Origin of the sequence: Gynuella sp., from assembly GCF_050297175.1 — a bacterium.
Lineage (GTDB): Bacteria > Pseudomonadota > Gammaproteobacteria > Pseudomonadales > Natronospirillaceae > Gynuella.
In genome coordinates, this window is record NZ_JBNKSF010000062.1 from 1 (window position 1) to 26,405 (window position 26,405).

Consider the following 26,405-nt stretch of genomic DNA (forward strand, 5'->3'; position numbering starts at 1 on the left):
GCCCCAGCACATAATTTCTAAGCTGCCTGTGCGGCAGTGAACGCGTTGAACTTCCTTGCGATTGGTATCCAGTATTTCTAAGCTGCCTGTGCGGCAGTGAACTTTTTGAGGAGCTTGACGCTGATGATGATGGCTTTCTAAGCTGCCTGTGCGGCAGTGAACCTCGTTGATGCTGCTGCGTAGTCTTTGGAAACTTTCTAAGCTGCCTGTGCGGCAGTGAACCTTACACGTTGCAAAACTTTCAATCTACTCTGTTTCTAAGCTGCCTGTGCGGCAGTGAACAAAACGCAGGGGCCTACATTGCGAAAGCAGCATTTCTAAGCTGCCTGTGCGGCAGTGAACTTGTAGGGTATTGAGTATTTCGGACCTTACAATTTCTAAGCTGCCTGTGCGGCAGTGAACAAGCCAACGCAGTCCAATTCCTAGACCTTATATTTCTAAGCTGCCTGTGCGGCAGTGAACATTACAAAATCTAAAGCCGAAATGATGATAAATTTCTAAGCTGCCTGTGCGGCAGTGAACGTTTTGATGCCACCATTGAATATTTTCGCGTATTTCTAAGCTGCCTGTGCGGCAGTGAACATCTGTTCACCATCAGTTTTGAATGCTCGAACTTTCTAAGCTGCCTGTGCGGCAGTGAACGATTGTTGGTACAAGAATGGTCACCATTAACATTTCTAAGCTGCCTGTGCGGCAGTGAACTTGCTTTAGGCGTTTCGTTTGTGGCTGTTGCTTTTCTAAGCTGCCTGTGCGGCAGTGAACGCTTCTGCGTTCCCAGGGCCGTTGTACATACTTTTCTAAGCTGCCTGTGCGGCAGTGAACTGAAGTACAAACGCAAAAAAATAAGTCACAACAATCACTTAGCGAAAAAACAAGGGTTTGACCATTGTTTTTGGGCGGTGTTGTAACTTATTGATTTTCAAGCAGTTTTTTAATGAGCCAAAAAGATTGGTATGTTTGGGTATCAATCTTTGGTTTTCCCTGGCATCTGCGTTGCCTCAATCTAATACGAGGCTGGTGATATGCCATTGGCAAAGTCATCACTGGAGCCTGGATGACGCTGTTGTCTCAGGGGGTTACTTTTTTACTGCTATTACGATCAGGTTGCAAGTGCTTATGGCGCATCACAGCTTTTGTGGCGGTTGTGCTGGCTCGATGTGTTCTCAAAGTGGTTGAGGTATTGAAGGCTAAGGTGGTTAGGGCTTGGGCTGGACTATGGGCATTTTCGATACGGATATATCGGTAGATGACACTCATAAATGCCCGAAATGTGGTTGTTTTATTCACCGGGCAAGTATTGATGCCGGGTGAATGGTGTGATGGCTGGCGCACCTCTACAGGTTAAAGAGACAGTGAGCCCCAAGGATTCATGGTGTGTTGCACAACATGGCTAGGTGTCTCGGGGCTGCCTTTTATGGGATCTGAAGGGTGAATGGTGACCGGGTCAATCGTCATCCATCTCCGGCTGTGGCTCGCCAAACACGGGAAAGCCCTGGTCATCCCAGTCGAACGTCTGCACGCAGGTATGGCGGTTGGGGTCCCACAGGGGGTCGCCTTGTATGTCGGTGTAGTTGCGGGCGTGGTAGACGAGGTAGTCTTTGGTTCGTTCGGGATCACGGGTAAAGCTGTTGTGTCCGGGGCCATAAATGTCTGCTTCGGGCCGACTGGCAAATACTGGTTTGGGGCTTTTTTGCCAAACCTCTGCATCCAGTAAGTTTTCATGTTCACCGGCCCATAGCAGGCCCATGCAGTATCGTTCGTCTGTGGCGCTGGCGGAGTAGCTGATAAATACTTTGCCGTTGCGGATAAGTACGGCCGGACCTTCGTTTACCCAGAATCCTTTGATTTCCCAGTTGAACTCGGGCCGGCTGATCATGACCGGGTCGCTGCTCAGTGTCGTGGCATCGGCAAGGGTGGCAATGTAAAGGCAGGAGTTGCCTTGGAAGACCGGGTGTTTCTGAGCCCAGACGTAGTAATGCTGTTGTTGATGGGTAAATGCGGTCGCATCGAGACAGAAGGTATCGATACCGGAATCGACCTGACCGGCAAAGGTCCACTGGCCATTGATCGGGTCATCGTCATGACAGGTCAGGGCGTACATTCGATGCTGGAAGGCGTCGTTGAAAATTTCCCGGTTGGGGGCGGCAGCAAAGTAGATGACCCAGTGCCCGAAGATGTGGTGAATTTCGGGTGCCCATATCAGGTCACTGGTTGGTCCGCTGTCTGGCTTATGCCAGACGGTCACAACGTCTGCGGTGCTGGACAGTGCGGTGATCGAATCGGCGCGACGCAGTTCTATGCGATCGTATTCGGGCACGGAGGCGATAAAGTAGTATCGGTTGTCGCTGTGCAACAGAATCTGTGGATCTGCGCGCTGCAATATGATTGGGTTGGTGGTCATGGGTTGTGAACCTCTGTAAAAACATAGACCGCTGTGATCGTACTGGCAGGTTTGCCAGAAACACGGTCGCTGACCGGTCTGTCGTGATGATTGTTAAGGAGCCTCTGACAAACAGACATCGTTTTGACACAGGCTAGGAAGCACCGCCGGTAAAGCCATAGTTTGCTGGCGTAAATGCGAATCAGAGCGAGACGGGGCTGACAATGTCCGGCGTGAAGATGGGCCATTGTTCGGGAGCTCCTTAAGTTTTGAAGCAGTCCGCTATTGCTCATCATTTTTTCGGGCGCGGCTGTGGCGCTGTGCTGTGTTGTTGTAAATGGTGGATTCCCGGATGAACAGTTCTCCTTCAATTTTTGTCTGGGCAATGCCTTCAATCATTCCGTCCAAACAGTAATCCACGGCCATTCTGCCCATTTCGTCATAGGGCAGATCGATGCTGCTCAGGGGTGGTCGCAGTTCTCCTGCCAGTAGTTGGTTGTCGAACCCCATCACGGCGATGTCTTCGGGGATCTTTCGGCCGTGTTCCTGTATGGCCTGATATACGCCGACTGCCATGAGGTCACTGGCGCAGAAGATGGCATCAATTTTTTCTCCCGCGGCCAGCCATGTTTGCACCTGCAGGTAGCTCTGTCTGACGGACCAGTTGCCCGGGGCAATCAGTCTCTCATTGATTGGGCAATCTGAATTGATCATGGCCTGACGATAGCCTCTTACGCGCTGAACGGATGACTCAGACCAGCTTTCTCCGGTGATCATGGCGATATGCCGATAACCTTGAGTGAGCAGATGTTCAGTCGCCCGAAAACCGCCCATGAAGTCTGCCGGTACGATCGTGGGAATTCGCATTTCTTTGCGGTCGAAACAGTTGAGGTAAACCAGTTTTTGATGGTCGCCAACGGTCACGGCGGTGATTTCGCGCGGACTGTTGATGGCATAAATGACACTCTGGCAGTTAATATCTCGGCGGACTCGTTTGAACACATGTTCGAAGAATTGCATGTCGTCTTCGTAGTCGAAAACGGTCAGTACAGTATTCCGTTCCCAGGCTCGTTTTTGAGCGGCGGATATTGCACCGATAAACGGATCATGCATGTTGAGGCTGTTAATCAGCAGGGCAATTGATCCGGAGCGATCATCATGATGTATCTTTCGCCTCAGTGGGTAGCCCATTTCTTCAGCGATTTGCAGCACTTTGCGTTTGGTCTCTGTAGAGACTCTAATGGTGTCCGAGCCATTGATAATGGCCGATACCGTTGGCTGCGATACACCGACAACGGAGGCAATGTCCATCATGGTGACTTTTTTTTTGCGCATGGCGTTTCTCAGCAGCTGACGGGTGGAGATGTGTCTCCACCCGTGTCAGTCATTACAGATTGGCCAACATGTCGTTAATACGACGCTCAGCTTCTTTCAGGGCTTCATCGATGGGTTTAACCCCGGTAACCGCTGCAGCCAGTTCTTCACCCAGAATATCTTGCACGGCAAACTGGCGTTTGACGCCTTCTGGCAATCCGGTTCCGCGAGTGGTGACGCCTAGCAGTGCCTGGCGGTGTGGGAGTTGCAAAAATTCCGGCATGCTCAGTACGGATTTAACGCTGGGCAGGTGACCGGTGCGAGACCATTGATAGTCGTTTTCTTTCATGAATTTGAAGAATTCTGCCGTGGCAGCCAGTTCGGCTTTATTCCGTTTTTTATTGGGCATCACCCATGAGTGTCCATCAACGTAGAGCTTGTCGTTTTGGAATAACTGCGGATACGGAACGGCCATGTAGGCGTTATAAATTTCGCTGTCAGGATTGTGGGATTCCACTTCAAACGCGCCCAGCAGCCAGTTACCGTTCATCAGGATGCCACCATCGCCATTGGTGAATCCGGACACAGTTGCCGGGTAATCCATGTTTTTGGTGGTCAGGTCTTCATCATAAATCTGCTTAAGCATTTTTACGATGTTGCGGGCTTTATCGCTTTGTAAGGAAATTTTGTTGGGGTCAGCAAAAAAATCAGAATTCTGTTCGAACATGTAGGTATAGAACAGCCGCGTATAGGCTGAGGTTTCGTTGGACAGAATCTGTACCAGATAGGGTTTTCCGGTCGCTTTTTTAAACTGACGGGCTTGTTGCAACAGTTCTTCCGGACTGTGAGGCAGCACCGGCTGGCCATCTTCTGTTACCAGACCAGCTTGTTTCATTAACTTCATGTTGATGTGAAACAGCATGGTCCAGGTATCGATGGGCAGGCCATATACCTGACCTTCTTTGACGATACCCCGGGCGGCAGTATCGGTGAAGTCGTCCAAAGATATTCCGACTTGTTTCATCAAATCGTCAATCGGCAGAATCAGTCTGCGGGACTGGTAGTCGGATATGACGGAATTATGCATGGTTACAAGATCTGGTGGCGTACGGGATGCCATTTGAGCGGTAAGCTGGTCATATCCCGGCCATTCAACAGTCGTGACTTTGACTTTGATATCGGGATGTTCTGCGGAAAATTGATTGATCAGGCTGGTCATGATGCCGCATTCGCCTTCGGCCTTGTCAACATCGGTATTGGTACCATACTGAGCATCACAAGCACCGAAAAAACGTTGCAGATGCAGTTCTGTTTTTGCCATCGCTCCACCGGCTGCCATGCAGACTGACAGGATAACCGGTAGCAGTAGAGGTTGTTTTTTCATGGTATTACCTTTTTTGTTGTTATTGCATTGAACCGAACGTCGCCGGATTCATCGGCGATCCGTGTCGGGTTAGTGCCCGTACCACCCATACCGGGCATCGACCCGAATTCGTTATTGTTTGACTGCCCCACCGGCCACAGCCGTTACAATGTGTTTCTGGAAGAAGATGTACACCAGGATGATAGGCAGCGCTGAAAACACAGCCTGAGATGATAGAAAACCAAGCCCTTCACTCTGGGCAAAATTCATTTGTGATGATGCAATGCCAACTGTCAGCGTAAACATTTCTTGTTCAGTGGCAGAGATCAACGGCCAGAAGTAGTCATTCCAGGAGGTTAAAAATGTCAATATCCCCAGGGTGGCCTGCGCCGGCAACGTCAGTGGTAACAGTACTTTCCAAAATACTTTGAATTTGCTGGCACCATCGAGCACGGCTGCTTCGGTAATTTCTGCTGGTATGGCTTTGAAAAACTGGGTCATCAAAAACACACCAAAAGGACCTGCCAGTCCGGGCAGTACTAAGCCGGCATAGGTATTGTGCAGCCCTAACAGACTGAAAATCTGGTGTCTGGCAATAATGACGGCTTGTTCTGGAACGGCCAATCCCATCAGGACGACGATGTACAGTGTGTTTTTGTAGGGAAATTCGAGTTTTGCAAATGCATACCCACCCAATGAGGACAGAATCAACACCCCTGCGGTCATACAGCAAGAAACGATAAAGCTGTTTTTTAACCAGCCAAATACGGATGAGCTTTTGAAGATGTCCAAATAGTTTTGCAAGGTATATGGAAAACGGAATACGGCATCCGTTCCGAGCATGAGCTCCTGATTGTCTTTAAGGCTCAGGCCCACTGTCCACAAAAATGGAGACAACATGATCAACGCCAGAATACCAGCGCTCCACAAGGCAAAACGCTGGTTTTTGGCACCAAATAGTGAAACTTCACGAGCCGCGACGGAATGTTTACGGCGATTGATTCGGGATTTGTCTGGCTGCGATACTTTTAACTGGGTCATACATCAGCTCCCTTACGACGACTTACAAAAAACTGTGCCATGGCAGCGATAAGGATGATCAGGAACAGCAGTTGAGAAGCCGCTGCGGCCATACCAACATCCCAACGCCGGAATCCCAGGTCGTAGATATACATCACCATGGATCTGGAGCTATTGTTGGGACCACCATTCGTCATGAGTAATGCCTGTCCAAACAATTGGAATTGCATGACGATTTCAATAATGATCACCAGAACGATAGTTCTGCCGATGGAGGGCAATGTGATGCGAAAAAACACGGCCCAGCGATTGGCGCCATCAATAGCAGCAGCTTCATAGATTTCTCTTGGAATCTGTTGCAAAGCCGCTATAAACAGGATCATCGGTAATCCCAGGCACCACCAGACCGTTGCGATGGCAATTGAGATGAGGGACCAGTCCGGATCGGACAAAAAAGAAATGGGCTCCAGGCCGATATGGGTGAACAATGTGGCCATCAAGCCATCATTTGGAATAAAAATGATACGCCAGATCAGGGTAACCACTGTCACCGATAGGATGGTTGAGGCAAAAAAGATACCTCTCAACATGCTGGCTACCTTGGTTTTTTGATTCAGCACCAGCGCCAGCAATAAACCGACCACGACCAGCGCGGGAACGGTTAATACTACAAAGTACAATGTATTCCAGACGGTCTGTCTGAAAATTCTATCGTTCAGCAAGCGAACGTAGTTATTCAGACCGATGAATTTTCCGGGTCCGAACAAGTCCACTTTCTGAAAACTGAGGTATATCCCCCAGAACAGTGGCACGACTATCATGCCAATAAAAACCAATAAATACGGAACCAGAAATGAAAAACTGGACAGCTGCTCTTTACGGCTATTGGTAAAACTCATGCATTACCTCCTGTCCCTGAGCGATGCAACAGAAATTATCAAAACAGTTATTTATATATCAAACTGAACTGAAGACCTGTCGACTCAGGAACGCTGGCACGCAGACTTCTGTATCACTGCGCAAGTTATTGTTATTTTAAGCGCTCATAATATTATTACTAATATTATAATCGACATAGAAATTATGGCTGTTTATCTTTCTTTTTTGGTTATTCAGATAAAACGATGGCTAATACGTGAATACGAATGTCATGAATGGACTGGCGAATTTGTCCTGGTCTCGTGTGCAAAATTTTCAACTGAGCAACGTTCAGGTTGCTTCACAGCCTGGCTCTGGGGCCTCCACTGTGAAGAGATGCTTTGTTGCAATTTTATCTTCTTGCTCTGATGGCCTTTTTTGGTGAGTTGGGCGAACCGCTTCTCCGGTTTGCTTCATTCAACGATATTTGAACAGCTGTAACATATTGTGCATAAAACGGTTGCACAGGCTTTTGAGCGGTAGCGCTTTATAGCGAATGAGTATACCCATCAACAATGTTCATGGACTTTGGTATATCAGCTAATTCGCTTATTCAATTTATCCTGTATATTCAAAGGCTTGCATTATATGCCGCTAATTGGTGTGCAGTTTTGGTGGGGAGATCCCAATCTGTAATTAAGTTTTCATATCAACTTCCTATTCTCATGGCTCCATTCATTTTGATTTGTTGGAGTCGATGTTGTGAGAACACAATCCTATCGTAAATGGTTAGCCCCGCTCTCTTTCGCTGTTTTGCTTTCAGCTTGTGGGGCAGATGATAATTCAAGCAGTATATCTGATGCAGACCAGGACCTCGGTGGGCCTGCAACGTCAAAGGCGAGTTACACGATCGCTGTGCTACCTGATACCCAGAAATATGCCCGCTATTCACCGGAACGTTATAACGTTCAAACTCAGTGGATTGCGGACAACTACAAAGAGGAAGGTATTGTATTTACTTTGCATCTGGGAGATGTTGTTGATCGTGCAGATCAACCGACTGAATGGCAATATGCTCGTCAGGCGATGCAGATTCTTGAAGCAAATGCTGAGACGCCTTATAGCATTCTTGCGGGTAACCACGACGTTATGAACGCAAGTCAATGGGATAACGAACGAACTCTTGAAAACGAGCCTTTCCTGAAGAATTTTCCGGCGACGTTACAGGCAAGTAACTTTACTACCTTTAAAGGAACGGATAGTACTGGGTTCAACAGTTATCATATTTTTTCAGCGGGTTCGCGGGAATTTTTAGTACTGGCGCTGGATTGGCGCGTTTCCGAAGACAGCATTTCCTGGGCGCAAGGTGTGCTCGACAGTCACCCGGATTTACCGACTATTCTGACAACGCATCAGTTGCTCAATATTGCCGGGGATGACGAAACCGCCATTTTCACTGACCATGGGGCATACCTTTGGGATAAGTTGATCAGTAAGAATGATCAGATTTTCCTGACCTTCAATGGTCACCATCACGGTGAAGCGATGATGGTGGCGAAAAATGCCTATGGTCGTGATGTGGTGATGGTGGTCGTGGATTACCAGTCTGGATTCTGGGGTGGCAATAGCATGATGCAGCTTGTTGGCTTCAATGAAACCAGTAAAGAACTGGAGTTCCGTTCATTTTCTCCATGGGTGGCCGCTATGCCAGAAAGCGAACGCATGCCGCAGGATCAACTATCCCGCTGGGAATTTTCAGTCCCTATGAATTTCAATACGCGTTTCAGCAATTTCAATCAAGAGGAAACCGCTGATCAACCGGGTAATATCGAAGGTACTGAGGCATATTGGATTCTCGACGAAGCACATAAAATCACCACAACGGATGGTTCTGTGCAATTCCGCGATGCCTCCGGAAATGGCAACAGTCTTCACCTTGAAGCCTTTAATAATCCTGAAGGTCCACGCGAAAATTACTTCACCGTCATTTCAGACACCCCCTCTTTTGGCAATGCTTCTGGATCGGCTAATTTTGAGGGTAACAACCGCACTGGCGGATACTATCTGACGACCGATGGCCCAGGTTTGACCTTTTCAAATAGCAGTGCCGGCAAACCTGGCTATCTGCCCACTTACACCATTGAAGCCGTTGTAAAACTGAATGACTGGAAACCTGAAGACAATAAATGGTCTGCGGTCCTGAATCATCGCCCCGATATTTCTCAGGTGTGTCAGTACCATGAGCTGTCCTGTACCGGCGAAGATTATTCATTGGGATTGAATATTTCATCACTTAAGGAATTTCAGTGGGTAAGCACTGCTCAAAATGGTAACGCAGAGAGCAATTGGTCCTGGGAAATCATGGATGACTATTGGTATCACGTTGCGATTGTCAATGACGGCCAGTATGCCCAGATGTATGTTGATGGCTCTCTGGTGATGCGCACGGGTGAAAGCGTTGGCGAGCTGAACGGCTTGCTTGTGGAGCCAGGTCAACCGTGGTCTATTGGTATCAGTAGTTGGCAGGGTGCAGCGGCCGATCTGTTTGCAGGCCAGATTTCGGAAGTTCGTATTACTAATCGTGCCCTGGATAGATCTGAATGGCTTTTGAGCCATTAAGCGATTGATATAAACCCTCTTTATCAACCCACACAAAAAACCCCACGCTAATGTGGGGTTTTTATTTGATGCTGCCTGGTATTAAGGGAGTATCGTGTTAATTTTTGCCTGCATTCATGGCTTCAAACTGCTGAACCAGGTAGTCCTCGGTGGTCTGAAGAGTTGAGATAAGGGCGTCGTTATAGCTGAAACTGGAGGCCAATCGCTCGTAATATGCGGTCATGCGCTTATCCAGAGCGTCCTTATCTGTTTCCAATTGGGTCTTTTGATCATTCAGGTTGGAAAGCCTCGTTTCGATCACACCGCTGGAATCGAGCATGTCATCCAGTATAGCGGAAAGCTCTCCAAAAATACCTTGTATGTAGTTCACACTGCCCCGACTACCTGTGGTTGTACCCTCTACTTTTAAGATGATACCGGCGGCCGGGTTTTCTTCACCGGTAGCATCTTTGCCCGCTTCTCCAGCAGTCGCGGCAGACATTCCGAGTATCGAAGCCAACCCATTCGATATCGATGTCAGCCTCACCGTTGATTCTTTACCGGTTGAGGTGGAGAAGATACCGAAAATCGCGGTGTCTTCATCATATTTGATATCAACAGAGACATCTTTTTCAGACAGATTTTGATCTGCATTAATTTGTTTTTTAATCTCAGCGATCAGGTCATCAGCACTGGCATAGGTGCCTTCGGCAAGGGTGATATCCTGTGACTCAACACCATCCACTTTGATTTTGAAGGTTTTGTTACTGCTGTCAATCACTACCGCGCTACTGAAATCTGCGCCCGGGTCTCCCAGCACATAACCATTCGTTGCGGCTTCATCTCCCCTGCCAGCCGTCAAATATTGCCCTTTACCGGTTGCCTTGACCCCGTTAATCGTGCCTTCAACATCAGTACCAACAGCACCTTCTGCACTGGAGGAGTCAGTAGGGTACAAGCCTAACAATGCCGCAGCACCGACGCTGGGATTGGAGATATCAACGGTGGTGTTGTTATCAAACTTAATCGAAAAGCCACCATTCCCTTCATCATTCTGACTAAAACTGACGGTTGCCTGAGAATCAAAACCAACATAAGACCCCAATGACAGTCCGAAGGAATTGTAGCCGTTCAGATTCGCACTGCCGGTAGTCAAGCCCAAAGTGGTCGTGGTGTTGGCATCAGCAGCGGAAACGTATATAGAGGCATCCGCACCAAATGTGGCAGATGTCTGCTCTCCATTTTTGGAAACCGTTTCGAAATAAATCTGATTTGAGCCATCCAGTTTAGCCACGATGTCTCCCGCGGCAAACACGCCACCGCCATCATAGTTGGCCAACGCGGTATCCAACTGGCCCTGAATATAGGTCAGAGTATCCTCTACACTGGCGCTGACATCGTCATCCAGAGTGATGCTCAACTCCTCACCATCAACGGTCAGAGAGAAGGTTGAAGGCGAGGCACTGAAATCAATACCTGTGGCAATAGCAGAGCCTGGCGTTGTGGTGTCACCCTGTCCATCGGAAAGAATTTGGATTTCCTGATTGCTACCGGTATTGGCAGTGGACAGCACCAGGCCATTGGAAGAAAGACTGGCGACCACATTACCAGCATCTCCCCCCATCGCGGTATCGATTGCATTTTGTATGGATGTCAGGTTGTCGGTATCAAACGTGTCCACCAATACGTCATATTGGTTACCATTCCAGCTGAAAGAGAAGCCGTATGAGTTGGTATCGAAATCGATGTCGCTACTCAAATCTACGAGACCTTTAACAGTCTGTGCAGCCTGGGCACCTGAGGCGATATTGGCATCTGCATTGATGGCGCTCTGAATGGCAGCCGCCAGATCATCTCCAGTCTCGTAGGTACCTGCCGGAACGGTAATAGTACCGGACTCAACCGCACCAAAACTATTGCTGTAATCGAGTTCAAAGATGGTACCGGCGGCCACAGTCACACCACTGGTCGATGTGCCAGCCGCATCTCCCAGGCCTAAAAAGTCCATATTGGAAGCAACGACATTAGTCAGTTCCAGCGTCTGACTGCCAGCTTCGGGAGTACTACTGAACACCATCCGGCCGGCGCTATTGAACGATGCAGTCACTACACCCGCCAAGCCAGCCGAGGCCAATTCCGAATTAATATAAGACAACATGTCATCACGGGTACGATCAGTGGTGACATCACCATCGGTATTCACGATGTCACTCAGGTCTTCATCCAGGGTGATGGAGTATGTGCCATCATTCGCTGCCGTGCCGGACAATACCAGATCAAATGTCATGGTGTTGGATGAGAAGTCATAGGAGTCTTTCTCCGATACCGCCCCACTCCCCGGCGCAGTAGTTGCTCCAAAAGCGTTGTCTGACAAGGATGAGAAAAAGCTGCCGTTGACCTCACCCTGTCCGGGAGCTGCAATTCCCAGGGTGTTCGAGATAGTGGAATCCAGATTGGAGAATGACAGCGAGCTGGCACTACCATACTTACTGGAGGTAAATTCGAGTCGTTGCTCTGAGCTGTTAAACCCAACTGAAACACTGCCGCCACTGTCACTGATCGTGGAATTATTGTTAATCGCGTTTTGTATCATCAGAGCCAACTCATCACCGCTGCTGTACTGACCATGCTCTAGGGTAATGGCAGCACTTTTGCCGTTCAGGTTGACGGTAAAACTATCGTTCGACCCACCGATGACGACACTAGAGGCAAAATCAAAGGCATCCACAGACAACCCTTCGATTTTGGCCTGGGTGGCTGCCTGAGTGACTTCAACATCATAGCTGCCCGGCTGAGCATTTTTCCCTAGGGTGATGATGCTGACCAGAGAGTCTGTCGTGGTTTTGGAATTAGCCAGCACCCCTGCAACATTGTTAGCGTCATCCTGAAGAGCCTCTTCAAACACTGCTGAATTGAAAACCAGTTTATAGTCATCGTCTTTATTCGTAGTAATGCCGATATCAGCCAATGATTGATAGTCGCCTCCTAACCCTTCCACCACATTCAACAGTGTGCGCTTCACTTGGTACTGAATGGTTCTGAGAGTAGAGTCCCCCAAAAGAATGCCGGTCTTGACATCTTCATCATTATCACTTTCTTCAAATGCGGTCAGAGTATCGTAAATGTCCTTGTAGTCATTATAGGCAGATATAAAGGCTTCCATATCTTCAGAAGCAGCCGACACATCACGGGCAACCGTTAAAGAGATATCTTTGCCATCAGTATCGGATGTCAAATTCAAGGTGACACCTTTGATCACCTCTGTCAGTTGGTTGCTCTCACTGGTGATACTGAGCCCGTTCACCGTCAGCGCCGCAGACTGGGCAGCCTGCGTTTCCATCATGTTACTGTTTTCGTCATTCTGCGCGGAGTTGTAAGCAAGGCCCTGCAGGCCGGCATCGCCATTCACAGTAATTTCCATACTGTGGGTTTCACCTGTTTCATCAGATGTGAGCAACAGGCGATATCCCTGGCCGTCGTTAACAATGGAAGCCGTGACTCCGCCATCCGCTTTGTTGATGGCATCACGAATACCCGCCAGCGTGTTATTGGAGCTGTCTATATTTAAATTGATGATGCCAGCATCTGCATTCTGGGAAAAACTGTCGTAGTCACCAGTGTTGGCATCATACGTAGTCGAGCCGAACTTAATCGTCATTGTGCCTGTGCCAACTGAATCCGTGATAGAGGTGTAACGCTGGCTGGCAAGAGTATGTGCCTTGGCGATGGAACTGATATTAAGGCTGTAGGTACCGGTAGTTGCGGTGCTTGAAGTCGTCGCAGAAAGCGCTGATGAGTCAGATGCTGTCGCAGTGGTTTTGGTGATCGTAGAGGACTCAGCCAGTGCATCTGCCGCTGAGTACAGGTTGTCAAGCACGCTTTGAACAGCACCATACGCCGTTATCCGGGCATCGATAACAGCTTCTTTTTCAGTCAGGCGCAAATCAGAGGCTTCGCGCTCTGATGCGATAATACTGTCAAGCAGCTCGCTCGTCAGCAGACCTGACCCCACGCCCAATGACCCTATGCTAGCCATGGTGTTTACCTACCCTAAGAAAGATGACATCAACGTTAATATCGGCAGTCAGGCAAAGTTCTTGATGATTGCCTTGTAACCAGTTGTAGTTTCATGAACTGGTATATCGTTAAGCACCTTTCAAGCCAATTAGGTCAAACACAACAAATCAGTCCGCGTATATTTTTGTCGGATCAGTATCCTTCTGATACAAAAAAGCCGGCGTACGGCCGGCTTTAATTTCCCCTTCGCTCTCTACACTCTTGCTGAGAATAAAACTGAAGGTTCCTGCTCATTTAGTCGCTTTGCCAAAGAAACCATTTCCTCACTGGGTATTTGGCGAATCAGCTCTTCAGTTTCAGCATCGTATACGCTGATTACAGTAATACCGGCTTCTTCGTCCATCTTAAAGTTCAGACCACGTTGTTCATTCTGCATATAATCCTGTAATTTGGATATAGCATCATCAACCATGCGCTGTTCTTCTACCCCAGCTGCTGTTTCCTTTTTAACAATACGGTCAACATCGACCCCTTTCCCTTGCTCCGCTGGCAAACTATTGCCGCCGTTCACAGATCCTTTGGGTGCCGAGGACTGAGGCCGAGCATTGGCTTCAAACACATTCGAAGTTCGTATATCGCTCATATTCCACCTCGTCGCTACCTTAGTTCACAACTTTTTGAGAAGCTGCCTTCAGTATATCAGGCAGCTTCATTTTGTTGATTAACCAAGAAGTGACAGCACCTGCTGCGGCTGCTGGTTAGCCTGTGCCAGAACAGAGATACCGGCCTGTTGCAGAACCTGTGTACGGCTCAGTTCTGCAGTTTCAGCAGCAAAGTCAGCGTCTTTAATACGTGAGTTTGCAGCTGTCAGGTTTTCAGAGGTAATCTCCAGGTTACTGACGGTTGATTCAAACCGGTTCTGCAAAGCACCCAGTTCGGCACGCTGACTGGATACAGTCTGCAATGCGTTATCGATAGCTTTGATTGCATCCTGAGCACCTTGGAAGGTGGAGATATCAATATCTTTCAGGAAGGTACCGTCTGTACCGCCGCCGTAAGTACCTGACTGCAGACCCAATGCAGCCAGCTCATCTTTACCATTAGTACCAACAGATACATCAATGGACGATGCAGAGGTCAGTTTGACGGTACCATAGGTAGTTTCATAGGTTCTGGCTTCTGCATTAGTACCATTTGACGTATCTCCCAAGCCAAATGTGCTTTCCCCAATACCGTTTTCGGCAGCATCCAGACCTAAGATAGAACCAATTGATGCAGAGTTGCCTGATTTGTCATCAATCGCGACAGAGATATTCCGACCATCAGCTGCTTCCAGAGTAATAGAAACACCATTATCGATCGCACGGACCCCTGTTTCACCAGACTTCTGGTTAATCGCATCAATCGTATCGGCTTTGGCTTTGTCTGCATCCAAAGTACCTGAACTATCGTTCTGCAGAGTAACCGTACCAACTGATACACCGTTGATGTACAGACCAGCCTGATCACCTTCTTCAAACACATCGTTGGCAATCGCAGTGGCAGCGGCAGTACCGTCACCACCAGTCACCTGAGTGGCATTCACTTCAGCTGTAACACCGGTTTCTTCTGATACTGAGTTAATTGCCGCTGCCACGGAAATGGCACTCAAACTCTTATCGGAAGAGTAGATCGATGTAGAACCATCACTGGCGTAAGTAGCACTGGCGGTATCCTCAGCACCAGAAGGTGCCGGAACCCCCACACCATTCAATACCAAATCACCATCATCCAAGCCATTCACTGTGGCAGCTGCAGTTAACGTTTCTGACGCAACGGTATCACTGTTGAACAGCTTGGATACCTGGGTTGCATCACTTAACGTCACGCTGACCTGCTTATTGGACGAAGTTGAAATAGCCAGATTACCTGTGACAAACAGATCCGCAGTTTCAATATCTTCTGCTGCAACAGAGGTTCCGTCAGGTTTAACGTATGCACCTTGCAGGTTACCCGCATCAGCGGTTGTACCACCGATGGATACAGCTTCACCACTGTAGTTGTGTACAGTCAGAACAACACCATCTCCAGCAGAGTTCAATTCAGCACTGACTTCCAGTCCGATTGAGCTGTAATCTGTTGAGTTGATCGAATCTGCCAATTCTGCCAATCCATTACCGGATGCAACATCACCGACAACCGCCGAAACAGTGGTAGCCGTTGTTTCTGTCTCCAGATCAAAGGTATCGCCCTGAGCCAGGTTACCAGCACTCATGCTCAGTTCGACCGTAAACTCTTCATAGGCAACTACATCAGTAACACCATCAGCCGCCAACTGAGTATTCAATTCATCAGTTACCTCACCCAAGCTCAGCGCCGCAGCGGAAGTAACACCGCTGGAAACCTCTGAGCCATCAACTGAGAAAGAGAACGCAGTTACGGCAGCTGCATCGTTGGTGGCTGCTGCCGCGATACGATCAGCATCCAGAATCTGAGTAGCAGAAGCGGTGACCTCAAGCGCCGTTTCCGAATAGCTTACGGCCTGCTTGTTGGATACCAAAGCTGCCGTTGAGCTGGTATATGTTCCGGCGACCAATCCGGCATTTGCCAGGTCACCGCGACCAGTATCGTTACCACCTTCAATAACAATTTCGTCAGTACCGGCATTTGCGATTAAGGTATAACCACCTTCATAAGTACCCGCTGATGCCTGGGCAGCATTGTTTGTGACCGATGCGGTGCTGGTGGTAAATGAGTTTGCAGCTGCACCAGTATCGAGTGAGTTGTATTGGCCACCGACGGCCAAGCCGGTCGCAGCAGCAATTTCATTCAGGGTGTAGTTAGAAGAACCAGCTGTTTCGACAAAAGAGCTGCCAGCCGTATTGGTCAGGTTGTCAAAACCAAGAGTAATGTTACGTCCATCTTCAGCAGTCAGGGTAACACCACCAGAATCAGATCCGGAATCTGAAGCAACGATACCAGTCTGCTCGGATACAGCATTAATAGCTTCAACCACTGAGGCACGGGAGGAAGAGGCATCGTTAGTGGTTTGAATGTCGATTTCGACGCCATTCAGGGAGATGGTACCACTCATGGCCGTAGCGGTCATTGAGGTACCAGCCACCTCATTTTCATTTACTACAGCACTGACACCGGTCTGTTCAGAAACATCATTAATTGCTGCCACTTTAGAGATTGCACTGGCGGCTTTATTGTAAGTGGAGGATTCATCATCAGATGCGCTACTGGCGGAAACAGCCACGCCATTGATCGTCAGGTCACCATTGGAAATGGCATTGGAGCTGCCAATCGCAGAAACACCAGCTGTGGCTGATGAACCTAGTTTTCCGGCGGTTAATTCAGAAATATTTACATCGATGGTATCACCGGCATTGGCACCAATCTGGAAAACCCCGGAGAATGTTCCATCCAACAGGTTACGACCGTTAAATGTGGTTTCTTCTGCAGTACGGGAAATCTCCTCTACCAACTGCTCTACCTCGGCCTGCAGAGCCACCCGGTCATCTTCAGAGTTAGTCGCATTGGAAGACTGAACTGCCAGTTCCCGAATACGCTGCAGGTTTTCAGTCATGGCACCCAGTGCACCTTCTGCAGTCTGGGCCAGAGAAACACCGTCACCGGCGTTGGAGATTGCAACACCAAGACCACTGATCTGGGAGTCAAACTTGGTGGAAATCGCAAGACCTGCCGCGTCGTCTTTGGCGCTGTTAATACGCAGACCGGAAGACAACCGTTGCAGAGCCGTTTGGTTAGCACTTTGCGAAGTATTCAAGTTGCGCTGTGCTGTCAAAGAAGCAATGTTGGTATTAATAATTTGAGGCATGATTTACATCTCCTTCGTTGTTTAGCACAGCGGCGGTATTGCCGTTGTTGCCAACGATGTTGTTCATTCACAATGGTGTTAGCGGCGGTTGGAGATGTTTCTTTTATATGAAATTGTTATTTTAAAGTCATTTAATATTCTTTTATCACAAACCGGTTGTCTAAAATGAAGAATACACGGTTAAAACATCTAAACTGATGGAATGGCGATTGCTCCAACAAGATGATCCGTCAAAATAGCGGCAACAATTTGCCTTGTCTTTTACAAGTGGTTACAAATTTATGAATACAGAGACACTTCCTAAGAAAATCCAGCGGGACTGGCAGAGCATTCGTCGAATGACAGATGAGATCGATCAACTATTTGCAGCAGACGATATTCAGGGACTGCTAGAGTGCAGCCAAAAAAGGCAGCAGAAAATTGAGGATTTTTTTTCCTTCATTGAGATAAGCGCTTCGACAAGCCGCAATCAAATTCGTAGCCATATTGCCGATGACATCGACTATATCCGCGAACAGCACAGCAAAATACGGCAGGTATTGGAGCAAAAACAGGAAATGCTGCTGAAGGAACAAAATCAGCTCAAAGTGCGCGCGAATGCACTCAAAGCCTATGGGGCTGAAGAATAATCATTACTGGTTGATGCCAGCTAAAACACGATTATTTTAGTGACGACTCGTAACAGGTGAGCCAGTTTCTTAAGAGGGATCCAGAAGGGGTTGGCAACTTTGCCGTCTCGCAAATGTAGTATCAGAATGAGATCTTCACTGATATGCACGGCACCCGTCATCGCTTGGCCGTCATTCCAGAATCCCCTGAAATCGAAAAAAGCCTGACCGATTTGGAAGATCAGGCTTTCTGATTCAATTAAAACCTATTTTTCCAATGCTGCACGGGCATCCAAAAACTCGTAACCGAGGACATCGGCAACGGCTTTAAAGGTAACCTTACCTGCGTGCACATTCAGACCATTAAGCAGATGCACGTCATCGAGCAACGCCTGTTTCGCCCCTTTGTTTGCCAAAGCCACAGCAAACGGCAGAGTTGCATTGGTCAGCGCCATGGTTGAGGTGCGCGCAACGCCACCCGGCATATTGGCCACACAATAGTGAACAACCCCGTCTACCACATAAGTAGGCTCCTGATGGGTTGTCGCTTTAGATGTTTCGAAACATCCACCCTGATCGATGGCTACATCCACAACAACGGCACCCTTCTTCATTTTAGCGATGATGTCTCTGGTTAACAGCTTTGGCGCAGCCGCTCCCGGAATCAGAACGGCACCAACGACCAGATCCGCTTCCAATGCATATTGCTCTATCGCATCCGCAGTTGAATACACACAGCGCAGACGACCATCGAACTCGCTGTCCAACTCACGCAAACGTGGCAGAGAGCGATCCAGGATTGTCACGTCAGCTCCCATACCAACAGCCATCCGGGCGGCATGAGTACCCACGACACCACCACCGATAACCAACACTTTGGCAGGTGCAACACCCGGCACACCACCCAGTAACATTCCCAGTCCACCCTGAGCTTTTTCGAGGTGATGAGCACCTGCTTGAATGGACATGCGCCCAGCCACTTCAGACATCGGGGCCAGTAATGGCAGGCCACCGCGAGCGTCTGTCACCGTTTCATATGCAATACAGGTCGCTCCGGACTCTACCAGCAGGCGGGTCTGGTCCGGATCGGGTGCCAAATGCAGGTAGGTAAACAACACTTGTCCCGGACGCAGCATTTTGCATTCCTGAGGCTGTGGTTCTTTGACCTTGATGATCATGTCTGCAGTCGCAAAAATTTCCTGTGCCGTATCGATGATACTGGCCCCTGCAGCGACATATTGCTCATTGTCAAAACCAATGGCCGCGCCGCCATCTCTTTCAACGATCACATTGTGGCCATTGGCCACCAGTTCGCGAACACCGCCAGGGGTTAAACCGATCCGATATTCGTGATTTTTAATTTCTTTTGGAACACCAATCAACATGACTATCACCTGTGTTATTCGTTACGTCTTCATGGTCAACAGTATAGGCAAGCGGCTTTTGAGATTCCTTAGCAATCTTACGAATTATAAAGATCATTTCAGATGGATATTTTCTAGTTATAGATGATTCAACTAATATTGATTTTATTTTAAGATGATTTCACTATTAGCACATTCTATACAACCCGCCAAAATCAGGCCCTATCTTATGAAAAGACGCGCCAAAGAACTCAATACCATTGATCGCAATATTCTGCGGGTACTGCAGAGGAACGGCCGTACTTCTTATGCAGAATTGTCCCGCAAAGTCGGATTGAGCCCGACACCGTGCATGGAACGGGTGAAGAAACTGGAAAAAGACGGGGTCATCCTCGGCTATAGCGCTCTGGTCAATCCAGAGTTTCTGGATTCTGCTCTGGTAGTATTGGTACAAATCCGGCTGAATCGTTCGGCCCAGGATATTTTCGATCAATTCAGGGAAGCGATTGCCAGGCTACCGGAAGTACAGGAGTGTTACTTGGTTTCGGGTAACTTCGACTATCTCATTAAAGCCCGCGTTGCCGACATGAGTGCTTACCGGAAGTTTTATGGCGAGACTCTGCTGACTCTGCCGGGCGTCCAGGAGAGTACCAGCTACGTGGTCATGGAACAGGTCAAGGAGACTCTGGAAGTGCCGGTACGTTATAAGCGCTGATTCTTTTAATATCGGCAGCAGCCACGTAACATGTTGCCTCTTTTTTTAGTTGTCTCAGAGTTATCATGTCCAGTCATAAAATCAAAGTGGCAGTTGTTTTCGGTGGACGCTCAGCCGAGCACGAAGTGTCACTTCAGTCAGCCCAAAATGTTATCAACTCTCTCGATCCGGAAAAGTTTGAGCCGGTCCTGATCGGTATTGATCGCGAAGGCAGATGGTTCCTCAATGAACAGTCTATCCAGCTGTTAAATGCTGATAATCCCTCTGACATTGCCCTCAATCTGTCGGCCCCACAGGTAGGGCTTATTCCCAATGGTCCGGAAAGACGACTGGTCCGGATCGATAGCCAGGAAACCCTCGGTCAGGTGGATGTTATCTTTCCAGTTCTGCACGGTCCTTATGGAGAGGACGGTTCTATTCAGGGACTAGCCAAAATGGCAAATCTTCCCTGTGTAGGCGCTGATGTCACAGCCAGTGCGCTGGGTATGGATAAAGACATTATGAAACGCCTGTTGCGCGATGCCGGTATTCTGAATGCTGAATTTATGACTCTGTATCACTGGCAGTCGGAGTGGCCACTGGCACAGATAGAAACAGAATTTGGTTACCCCGTTTTCATCAAGCCCGCCAATATGGGTTCGTCCGTCGGTGTCAGCCGCGCTAAAAACCGGGAACAACTGGATCAGGCCATTCGTTACGCATTCAAATACGACCAGAAGGTATTGGTGGAGAAAGCCGTTGAGGGCCGCGAACTGGAAATATCCCTGCTTGGAAACGATGACATCATGGCCTCCTGCGTGGGCGAAATTGTCGCCACTGATCAGTTTTACAGCTATGAGAGCAAATATATTGATGCCGATGCCGCTGAACTGAAAATACCTGCCGATATCAGTGCTGAGCAAACTGCCAGAATCCAGCAGACAGCGATTGCAGTCTATCGCCTGCTTGGTTGCTCGGGCCTTGCCCGGGTGGATATGTTTCTGACCCCGGAGGATGAAATTTTCATCAATGAAATCAATACCCTACCAGGGTTCACCAATATCAGCATGTATCCGAAATTATGGGAGCAGTCAGGAATGTCGCAGCAGCAATTGGTTACCCGGCTAATTGAGCTGGCCCTGGAACGGTTCGATCAGAAACGGCATCTCAGCACCAACCGATAACAGCCTTACCTTACCAAAACAACGCCAGACAGCTATCATGCCTCTTTAAGCAGGTTGCAGGTTTCTTGTGCTAAAGCAGCATTTGCAATACACATGGAAATCAACAACCTGCCAGAGTGCTTGTGCACTCCAAAGGAGGCTCAAATGAAAAATACATCCATACTGAGTACGCCCACCATTATTCTGCACTGGCTCATCGCGCTGGCTTTTATCTTTATGCTTCCACTAGGCTTTTACATGCGGGCCACTTACAACCTTGAGCTTTATTACTATCACAAGTCCATTGGCGTCATTGTGTTTTGTCTGGCTCTGATCCGTATTGTCTGGCGAATCCGGGAAGGCTGGCCGGCAGTAGATGACGCGCATCCGCGTTATGAATTGATACTGGCCAGGATCACGCACTGGATTTTGATTCTGGCCACCATTGGTATGCCCCTTTCCGGGATGATGTATTCTGGTGCCGGCGGTTTTAGTCTGCATGTATTTGAGTGGGTCATCATTCCTCCAAACCCGTCAGCGGATGACCCTCATAAAATGGTGCCCTATAACGACTTCATCTATCGTCTGGGAGTATTTGGCCATACTAAACTGGTATACATCGTACTGGCCGCCCTGGTGCTTCATATCGTTGGCAGCTTAAAACACCACTGGTTGGATAAAGATGCAACCTTGAGACGCATGCTGGGCCTGAGACGATAGCTCGTTAAGCTGATCTGGCAATCACCGATTTGCGTTCTACCAGGCTCGGAATGAATTCCAGTTCACCGCCATGGTCGGGGTACTGTTCAGGGTCAATCATCGACAGAACCCTCAAAGCAGCCCTTGCCCCCATTGCATTGATTGGATAATGGATTGTCGTCAGACTGGGCCGCAAATATTTGGCCATATCCACATCATCAAAGCCGATGACCGAAACATCCTCAGGAACTTTCAGATGATGGTCATCAAGGGCGTTAATAGCACCAACTGCCATCTGATCGCTATAGGCAAACAGCGCTGAAAATGACTGCCCGCTATGTATCAGCCGTTTAGTGGCTTCATACCCCCCTTGTTCATCCGGGAACGCTCTCATCACCAATTCGTTACGGGGTTGAATAGAGGCTTGCCGAAGTGCCTCAAAATAGCCCTGCTCACGCTCCAGACCATCGGGTACCGAAGCCAGGTTACTGCAGATAAAGGCGATTTCCCGGTGGCCTTTTTGGATGAGAAACTCAGTCGCCAAGTGGCCGCCATTAACGTTGTTAACAAAAATACAGCGGTCTTCCAGCCCTGGAATCAGGCGGTTGATAAACACTACCGGTGTCGGTCGACTGGCAACTTCCCGCAAGGCGTCATCGCTGAGCGCCTTGGAATGCAGTATCAATCCATCACAGCGACGCTGAATCAAAAACTCAATTGCCTCACGCTCCATATGGTCTGTGTGATAACCGCTGGTGATGATGACATGTTTGCCTTCCTGAACAACAACCTTGTCGATCCCCTGCATCGCTTGGGCAAAAAAGATTCCGCCCAACTCCCCGACCATCAAGCCGATACAGTCAGAACGGTTACTGACTAAGGCCCTGGCGAGCGTGTTGGGTCGATAGGCCACCTCTTTCATCGCTTGGTTCACGGCATCCCGTTTCTCCTGAGCAACAGATTCGGGGTTATTAATCACGCGTGAAACCGTAGAAATAGAAACGCCAGCTATTCGGGCTACATCCTTAATCGTGGCCATAGGTTAAGCTCCTGATCATTGTAAATAGTGCTGGGAATAACTGCATAAAAACCCAGGAGACACAAATTGTAACAGACCGTATCAATAATTATTTGAAAACGTTTTCAAGAAAAACCATAATAACGAAAACGTCAACCGGAAATCACTTTATGACCACTTTCGATGCAGTCAATGATCCTCACAGAAGGCTCAATCCGCTGACCGGTAACTGGATACTGGTTTCACCCCATCGGGCCAAACGTCCCTGGCAGGGACAATCCGAACAGTCAGAAGACTCAGTGACTCCCAGTTATGATCCTAACTGCTATCTGTGCGCAGGTAACAAACGAATATCCGGTGACCATAATCCAGACTATCAAAACACCTATGTCTTTGGTAACGATTTTGCCGCTCTCAAAGCCGATACGCCAGAATTTCAACAACAGGATCCTCTTTTTACACTTCAGGCAGAACAAGGCGAGGCCAGAGTAATATGTTACTCACCAGATCACTCTAAAACGCTGCCGGAAATGACCGCAGATGAAATCAAAGTCGTGGTCGACACCTGGATCGAACAGTACCAGGATCTGGGCAGCCGCTATGCCAGTGTGCAGATCTTCGAGAACAAAGGCTCGGTTATGGGTTGTTCACAACCACACCCCCATGGCCAGATCTGGGCACAAAAGCACCTGCCAACGGAAATCAAGCTCGAAGACCTTCATCAGCGCGAGTATTTTGAGCGTTATCAGCGGCCAATGCTGCTGGATTATGTTGAACAGGAAGTGCAAAAGCAGGAACGGGTGATTGTCGCTAACGATGATTGGGTGGCGGTAGTACCTTACTGGGCCATGTGGCCCTTTGAGTCGATGATTCTGCCACGCTTTCAGATAGCACAAATGCCTCAGTTATCACTTCAGCAACGTCAGTCCCTGGCAGAAATAGTTCGTTTATTAACCATCCGCTACGACAATTTGTTCCAATGTTCCTTCCCCTATTCCATGGGGTGGCATGGTGCTCCATTTAATGGAGAAGATAATGCACACTGGCAATTGCATGCACATTTTTATCCGCCATTGCTGCGCTCTGCGACCGTTAAAAAATTTATGGTCGGCTATGAAATGCTGGGCGAACCACAACGTGATCTGACGCCGGAACAAGCTGCCCAAAAATTACAGATGCTGTCTGACACACATTATAAGAGACAATCCAAATGACCCTCGAAGCTCAACTGAATCAAACATTTCTCAGCCTGTACCAGCGCCCAGCAGATAAGATTTACCAGGCTCCGGGACGGGTCAATATTATTGGCGAACATACTGACTACAATGACGGCTTTGTACTACCGGCCGCAATCGACTACTGCAATATGATCGCTGCCTCCACCCGGGATGACCGAATCATTGAGCTAACCGCTGTCAATATGGGATTAACTACCAGCCGTTTTCATCTTGATGAGGAAATCACCGCCGACCCTGACGCCAGCTGGAGCAATTACATCCGTGGCGTGGTCAAAGAATTAAGGCAGCGCGGATATCAACTTTGTGGTGCCAATCTGGTTATCACGGGTAACGTGCCTACGGGTGCCGGTTTAAGCTCTTCAGCGGCGTTGGAAATGGTGACGATTTCATGTCTGTGTGATTTGAGTGGTGAAACCATTGATGGTGTCCAGGCAGCACTCGTCGGCCAGGCAGCAGAAAATAATTTTGTCGGCACTCAGTGCGGCATCATGGATCAGTTGATTTCTGCATTGGGAGTATCCGAGCGGGCTCTATTGATTGATTGTCGCAGCCTCGAAACCAAAGCATACAAACTGCCGGAAAACACCTCATTGGTAATCATCAATTCTGCTGTCAAACGCGGTCTGGTTGACTCTGAATACAATGTTCGCCGCCAACAGTGTGAACAGGTATCCCGACAACTGAATGTCAAAGCACTACGGGATGTGTCGCTGACTCAACTTGAAAGCCATAAAGATCAGATTGACCCGGTGGCGTATAAACGGGCATTACATGTGGTGACTGAAAACGACCGCACGGTTGAGGCTGCTCAGGCGATGGAAGCGGGCGATATGAAGCGTCTCTCCACGCTGATGGCGCAGTCTCATATTTCAATGCGCGATGATTTTGAAATTACCGTCCCGGCCATCGACACTCTGGTGGACATTATTGCTGAAGTTGTGGGACAGAATGGCGGAGTTAGAATGACTGGCGGTGGTTTTGGTGGCTGTGTGATAGCATTGGTGCCCGAAATATTACAACAGCAGGTTATTGACGCTGTCACTGAACAATACCCGGCGAAAACCGGCCTGACACCGGAAATTTTCATTTGCAAAGCCAGTCAGGGTGCTTTTGCTAACCAGGCATGAGGTAACCAATATGACCGCAATGGTTTCAAGACAAATTTATGGGCTGCTGCCAGATCAGTCCAGGGCTGAATTAGTCGTACTCAAGAACAGCCATGGCAATGAAATCTCAATCTGTAACTTTGGTCTGAATGTAACAGATCTGATGATTGCCGATCAGAATGGGAAGCCTACTAATGTGGTATTGGGCTGTGGCGATTTGAAAGGGTTTTATGAACAGAATATCGGTCTTAACTCAATTGTAGGTCGCTTTGCCAACCGTATCGATCGTGGCCGCATGCCCGTCGGAGACAAGGTTTATCAGCTTGACTGCAATCTTGGCCCACATCATTTGCATGGCAACAATGATTTTTCCAAAAACCTGTGGACGATCAAGAAAGCGGAATTGACAGATGGTATCCCTACCCTGGTCGTTGAACGAGCCTCAGCTGATGGCGAACAGCACTATCCTGGAAATGTGCTGTGCACCATTACCATTACGTTCGATGATGAAAACCGGGTTCGTTTTGATATTCATGCGACCACCGATCAAGCTACACACCTGAATGTCACGCATCATGCCTATTTCAATCTGAGTGGACAGACAAATCAGAAAGTCACCGATCATTTGTTTAAAATTCATGGCAGCCAGGTCACGGAGTGTGATGAGTTATTGATCCCGTCAGGGGAGTTGGTTTCTGTGAAGGACGGGGTGCTCGATTTCACTGATTATCGCTCAATCGAGGATGCTCTGAACAGTGGCGAGGACTTCGTCAAAAACTATGGCGGCATTGATCATAATTTTGTGATCAAAACCCAAAACGATGATGATCTGATGCTGCAGGCCGAAGCCATCAACCCTGATACAGGGATTCGTCTGCAAGTCAGTTCCACCCAGCCCGGTGTACAGTTTTTTACCGGTCAGGTACTGGACGGAACACAAAATCGTGATGGAGGTGTTTATCAGAACTTCGCCGGCTTCTGTCTGGAGCCTCAGCATTTTCCGGATACACCAAACCACAAACACTTTCCGTCGACACTGATTACACCGGAACATGCTTATCACGAAACCATTGAATGGCAGTTTGATATTTATCGTCCGTGATCATTGCCAAATCGCACTGAATAGCCCACTTCGAGTGGGC

At 48.5% G+C, this 26,405-nt stretch carries 18 protein-coding genes and 1 CRISPR repeat array; of the genes, 8 read left to right on the plus strand and 10 right to left on the minus strand.

Annotated elements, in window-relative coordinates; genetic code table 11:
* Window positions 1-14 precede the first annotated feature (14 nt).
* A CRISPR array of direct repeats spans window positions 15-822; the repeat unit is 28 nt; unit sequence TTTCTAAGCTGCCTGTGCGGCAGTGAAC.
* A gap of 622 nt (window positions 823-1,444) precedes the next feature.
* From ACQY6I_RS24240 to ACQY6I_RS24260, 5 genes are all read right to left on the minus strand, one after another.
* Window positions 1,445-2,401: a glycoside hydrolase family 43 protein gene (locus ACQY6I_RS24240; protein WP_428244243.1), complete on the minus strand. Its 957-nt coding sequence runs from the start codon at window positions 2,399-2,401 to the stop codon at window positions 1,445-1,447.
* Between the two features lie 261 nt (window positions 2,402-2,662).
* Window positions 2,663-3,715, minus strand: coding sequence for a LacI family DNA-binding transcriptional regulator (locus ACQY6I_RS24245; protein ID WP_428244245.1), 1,053 nt, complete (start codon window positions 3,713-3,715; stop codon window positions 2,663-2,665).
* Between the two features lie 52 nt (window positions 3,716-3,767).
* Complete coding sequence (locus ACQY6I_RS24250) at window positions 3,768-5,078, minus strand: ABC transporter substrate-binding protein (RefSeq protein ID WP_428244247.1); 1,311 nt, start codon at window positions 5,076-5,078, stop codon at window positions 3,768-3,770.
* A 111-nt stretch (window positions 5,079-5,189) separates the two neighbouring features.
* On the minus strand, window positions 5,190-6,098 hold the full coding sequence (locus tag ACQY6I_RS24255) for a carbohydrate ABC transporter permease (RefSeq protein ID WP_428244248.1): 909 nt from the start codon (window positions 6,096-6,098) through the stop codon (window positions 5,190-5,192).
* Complete coding sequence (locus ACQY6I_RS24260) at window positions 6,095-6,976, minus strand: carbohydrate ABC transporter permease (protein WP_428244249.1); 882 nt, start codon at window positions 6,974-6,976, stop codon at window positions 6,095-6,097. The genes ACQY6I_RS24255 and ACQY6I_RS24260 overlap by 4 nt, the downstream gene beginning before the upstream one ends.
* Window positions 6,977-7,697: 721 nt before the next feature.
* On the opposite strand from ACQY6I_RS24260, the gene ACQY6I_RS24265 reads away from it, so the two are divergent.
* Complete coding sequence (locus tag ACQY6I_RS24265) at window positions 7,698-9,554, plus strand: LamG-like jellyroll fold domain-containing protein (RefSeq protein WP_428244251.1); 1,857 nt, start codon at window positions 7,698-7,700, stop codon at window positions 9,552-9,554.
* A gap of 97 nt (window positions 9,555-9,651) precedes the next feature.
* Here ACQY6I_RS24265 and fliD read toward each other — a convergent pair whose 3' ends face one another.
* The 3 genes from fliD to ACQY6I_RS24280 all read right to left on the minus strand — a co-directional run bounded on the left by fliD (window position 9,652) and on the right by ACQY6I_RS24280 (window position 17,373).
* Window positions 9,652-13,569, minus strand: a complete 3,918-nt coding sequence (gene fliD / locus ACQY6I_RS24270) for a flagellar filament capping protein FliD (RefSeq protein ID WP_428244252.1) — start codon at window positions 13,567-13,569, stop codon at window positions 9,652-9,654.
* Between the two features lie 234 nt (window positions 13,570-13,803).
* Window positions 13,804-14,193: a flagellar protein FlaG gene (locus ACQY6I_RS24275; protein WP_428244253.1), complete on the minus strand. Its 390-nt coding sequence runs from the start codon at window positions 14,191-14,193 to the stop codon at window positions 13,804-13,806.
* 78 nt (window positions 14,194-14,271) lie between these two features.
* Entirely contained in the window at window positions 14,272-17,373 is a 3,102-nt protein-coding gene (locus tag ACQY6I_RS24280; RefSeq protein ID WP_428244254.1) for a flagellin, read from the minus strand.
* Between the two features lie 281 nt (window positions 17,374-17,654).
* Here ACQY6I_RS24280 and ACQY6I_RS24285 point away from each other — a divergent pair, with 281 nt between their 5' ends.
* Complete coding sequence (locus ACQY6I_RS24285; protein ID WP_428244255.1) at window positions 17,655-18,002, plus strand: hypothetical protein; 348 nt, start codon at window positions 17,655-17,657, stop codon at window positions 18,000-18,002.
* A gap of 245 nt (window positions 18,003-18,247) precedes the next feature.
* Here the strand turns inward: ACQY6I_RS24285 and ald are convergent, their stop codons facing one another.
* Window positions 18,248-19,366 (minus strand): alanine dehydrogenase, encoded by a 1,119-nt coding sequence (gene ald / locus ACQY6I_RS24290; protein ID WP_428244256.1) that lies wholly within the window; start codon window positions 19,364-19,366, stop codon window positions 18,248-18,250.
* A gap of 208 nt (window positions 19,367-19,574) precedes the next feature.
* On the opposite strand from ald, the gene lrp reads away from it, so the two are divergent.
* The 3 genes from lrp to ACQY6I_RS24305 all read left to right on the plus strand — a co-directional run bounded on the left by lrp (window position 19,575) and on the right by ACQY6I_RS24305 (window position 21,922).
* The gene (gene lrp / locus ACQY6I_RS24295; protein ID WP_428244257.1) at window positions 19,575-20,060 is read left to right on the plus strand and encodes a leucine-responsive transcriptional regulator Lrp; all 486 of its coding nucleotides are present in this window, start codon (window positions 19,575-19,577) and stop codon (window positions 20,058-20,060) included.
* 65 nt (window positions 20,061-20,125) lie between these two features.
* Window positions 20,126-21,223, plus strand: a complete 1,098-nt coding sequence (gene ddlA, locus ACQY6I_RS24300) for a D-alanine--D-alanine ligase (RefSeq protein WP_428244258.1) — start codon at window positions 20,126-20,128, stop codon at window positions 21,221-21,223.
* A 144-nt stretch (window positions 21,224-21,367) separates the two neighbouring features.
* Window positions 21,368-21,922 carry a cytochrome b gene (locus ACQY6I_RS24305; protein WP_428244259.1) on the plus strand — a complete coding sequence of 185 codons (555 nt, stop codon included), beginning with the start codon at window positions 21,368-21,370 and terminating at the stop codon, window positions 21,920-21,922.
* Window positions 21,923-21,926: 4 nt separating this feature from the next.
* On the opposite strand, the gene ACQY6I_RS24310 is transcribed toward ACQY6I_RS24305, so the two are convergent.
* Window positions 21,927-22,940 carry a LacI family DNA-binding transcriptional regulator gene (locus tag ACQY6I_RS24310; protein ID WP_428244260.1) on the minus strand — a complete coding sequence of 338 codons (1,014 nt, stop codon included), beginning with the start codon at window positions 22,938-22,940 and terminating at the stop codon, window positions 21,927-21,929.
* A gap of 149 nt (window positions 22,941-23,089) precedes the next feature.
* Between ACQY6I_RS24310 and ACQY6I_RS24315 the strand changes: the two genes are divergently transcribed.
* The 3 genes from ACQY6I_RS24315 to ACQY6I_RS24325 are packed head-to-tail and all read left to right on the plus strand — an operon-like array spanning window position 23,090 to window position 26,365.
* Window positions 23,090-24,133 (plus strand): UDP-glucose--hexose-1-phosphate uridylyltransferase, encoded by a 1,044-nt coding sequence (locus ACQY6I_RS24315; protein ID WP_428244261.1) that lies wholly within the window; start codon window positions 23,090-23,092, stop codon window positions 24,131-24,133.
* On the plus strand, window positions 24,130-25,284 hold the full coding sequence (gene galK / locus ACQY6I_RS24320; RefSeq protein WP_428244262.1) for a galactokinase: 1,155 nt from the start codon (window positions 24,130-24,132) through the stop codon (window positions 25,282-25,284). The genes ACQY6I_RS24315 and galK overlap by 4 nt, the downstream gene beginning before the upstream one ends.
* 10 nt (window positions 25,285-25,294) lie before the next feature.
* Window positions 25,295-26,365, plus strand: a complete 1,071-nt coding sequence (locus ACQY6I_RS24325) for an aldose epimerase family protein (protein WP_428244264.1) — start codon at window positions 25,295-25,297, stop codon at window positions 26,363-26,365.
* The last annotated feature ends 40 nt before the right edge of the window (window positions 26,366-26,405 follow it).

Excerpts from the sequence above, each read along its gene's own strand:
- ACQY6I_RS24240 (WP_428244243.1), bottom strand. The coding sequence starts at position 2,401 with ATGACCACCAACCCAATCATATTGCAGCGCGCAGATCCACAGATTCTG.
- ACQY6I_RS24245 (WP_428244245.1), bottom strand. The coding sequence starts at position 3,715 with ATGCGCAAAAAAAAAGTCACCATGATGGACATTGCCTCCGTTGTCGGT.
- ACQY6I_RS24250 (WP_428244247.1), bottom strand. The coding sequence starts at position 5,078 with ATGAAAAAACAACCTCTACTGCTACCGGTTATCCTGTCAGTCTGCATG.
- ACQY6I_RS24255 (WP_428244248.1), bottom strand. The coding sequence starts at position 6,098 with ATGACCCAGTTAAAAGTATCGCAGCCAGACAAATCCCGAATCAATCGC.
- ACQY6I_RS24260 (WP_428244249.1), bottom strand. The coding sequence starts at position 6,976 with ATGAGTTTTACCAATAGCCGTAAAGAGCAGCTGTCCAGTTTTTCATTT.
- fliD (WP_428244252.1), bottom strand. The coding sequence starts at position 13,569 with ATGGCTAGCATAGGGTCATTGGGCGTGGGGTCAGGTCTGCTGACGAGC.
- ACQY6I_RS24275 (WP_428244253.1), bottom strand. The coding sequence starts at position 14,193 with ATGAGCGATATACGAACTTCGAATGTGTTTGAAGCCAATGCTCGGCCT.
- ACQY6I_RS24280 (WP_428244254.1), bottom strand. The coding sequence starts at position 17,373 with ATGCCTCAAATTATTAATACCAACATTGCTTCTTTGACAGCACAGCGC.
- ACQY6I_RS24285 (WP_428244255.1), top strand. The coding sequence starts at position 17,655 with ATGAATACAGAGACACTTCCTAAGAAAATCCAGCGGGACTGGCAGAGC.
- ald (WP_428244256.1), bottom strand. The coding sequence starts at position 19,366 with ATGTTGATTGGTGTTCCAAAAGAAATTAAAAATCACGAATATCGGATC.
- lrp (WP_428244257.1), top strand. The coding sequence starts at position 19,575 with ATGAAAAGACGCGCCAAAGAACTCAATACCATTGATCGCAATATTCTG.
- ddlA (WP_428244258.1), top strand. The coding sequence starts at position 20,126 with ATGTCCAGTCATAAAATCAAAGTGGCAGTTGTTTTCGGTGGACGCTCA.
- ACQY6I_RS24305 (WP_428244259.1), top strand. The coding sequence starts at position 21,368 with ATGAAAAATACATCCATACTGAGTACGCCCACCATTATTCTGCACTGG.
- ACQY6I_RS24310 (WP_428244260.1), bottom strand. The coding sequence starts at position 22,940 with ATGGCCACGATTAAGGATGTAGCCCGAATAGCTGGCGTTTCTATTTCT.
- ACQY6I_RS24315 (WP_428244261.1), top strand. The coding sequence starts at position 23,090 with ATGACCACTTTCGATGCAGTCAATGATCCTCACAGAAGGCTCAATCCG.
- galK (WP_428244262.1), top strand. The coding sequence starts at position 24,130 with ATGACCCTCGAAGCTCAACTGAATCAAACATTTCTCAGCCTGTACCAG.
- ACQY6I_RS24325 (WP_428244264.1), top strand. The coding sequence starts at position 25,295 with ATGACCGCAATGGTTTCAAGACAAATTTATGGGCTGCTGCCAGATCAG.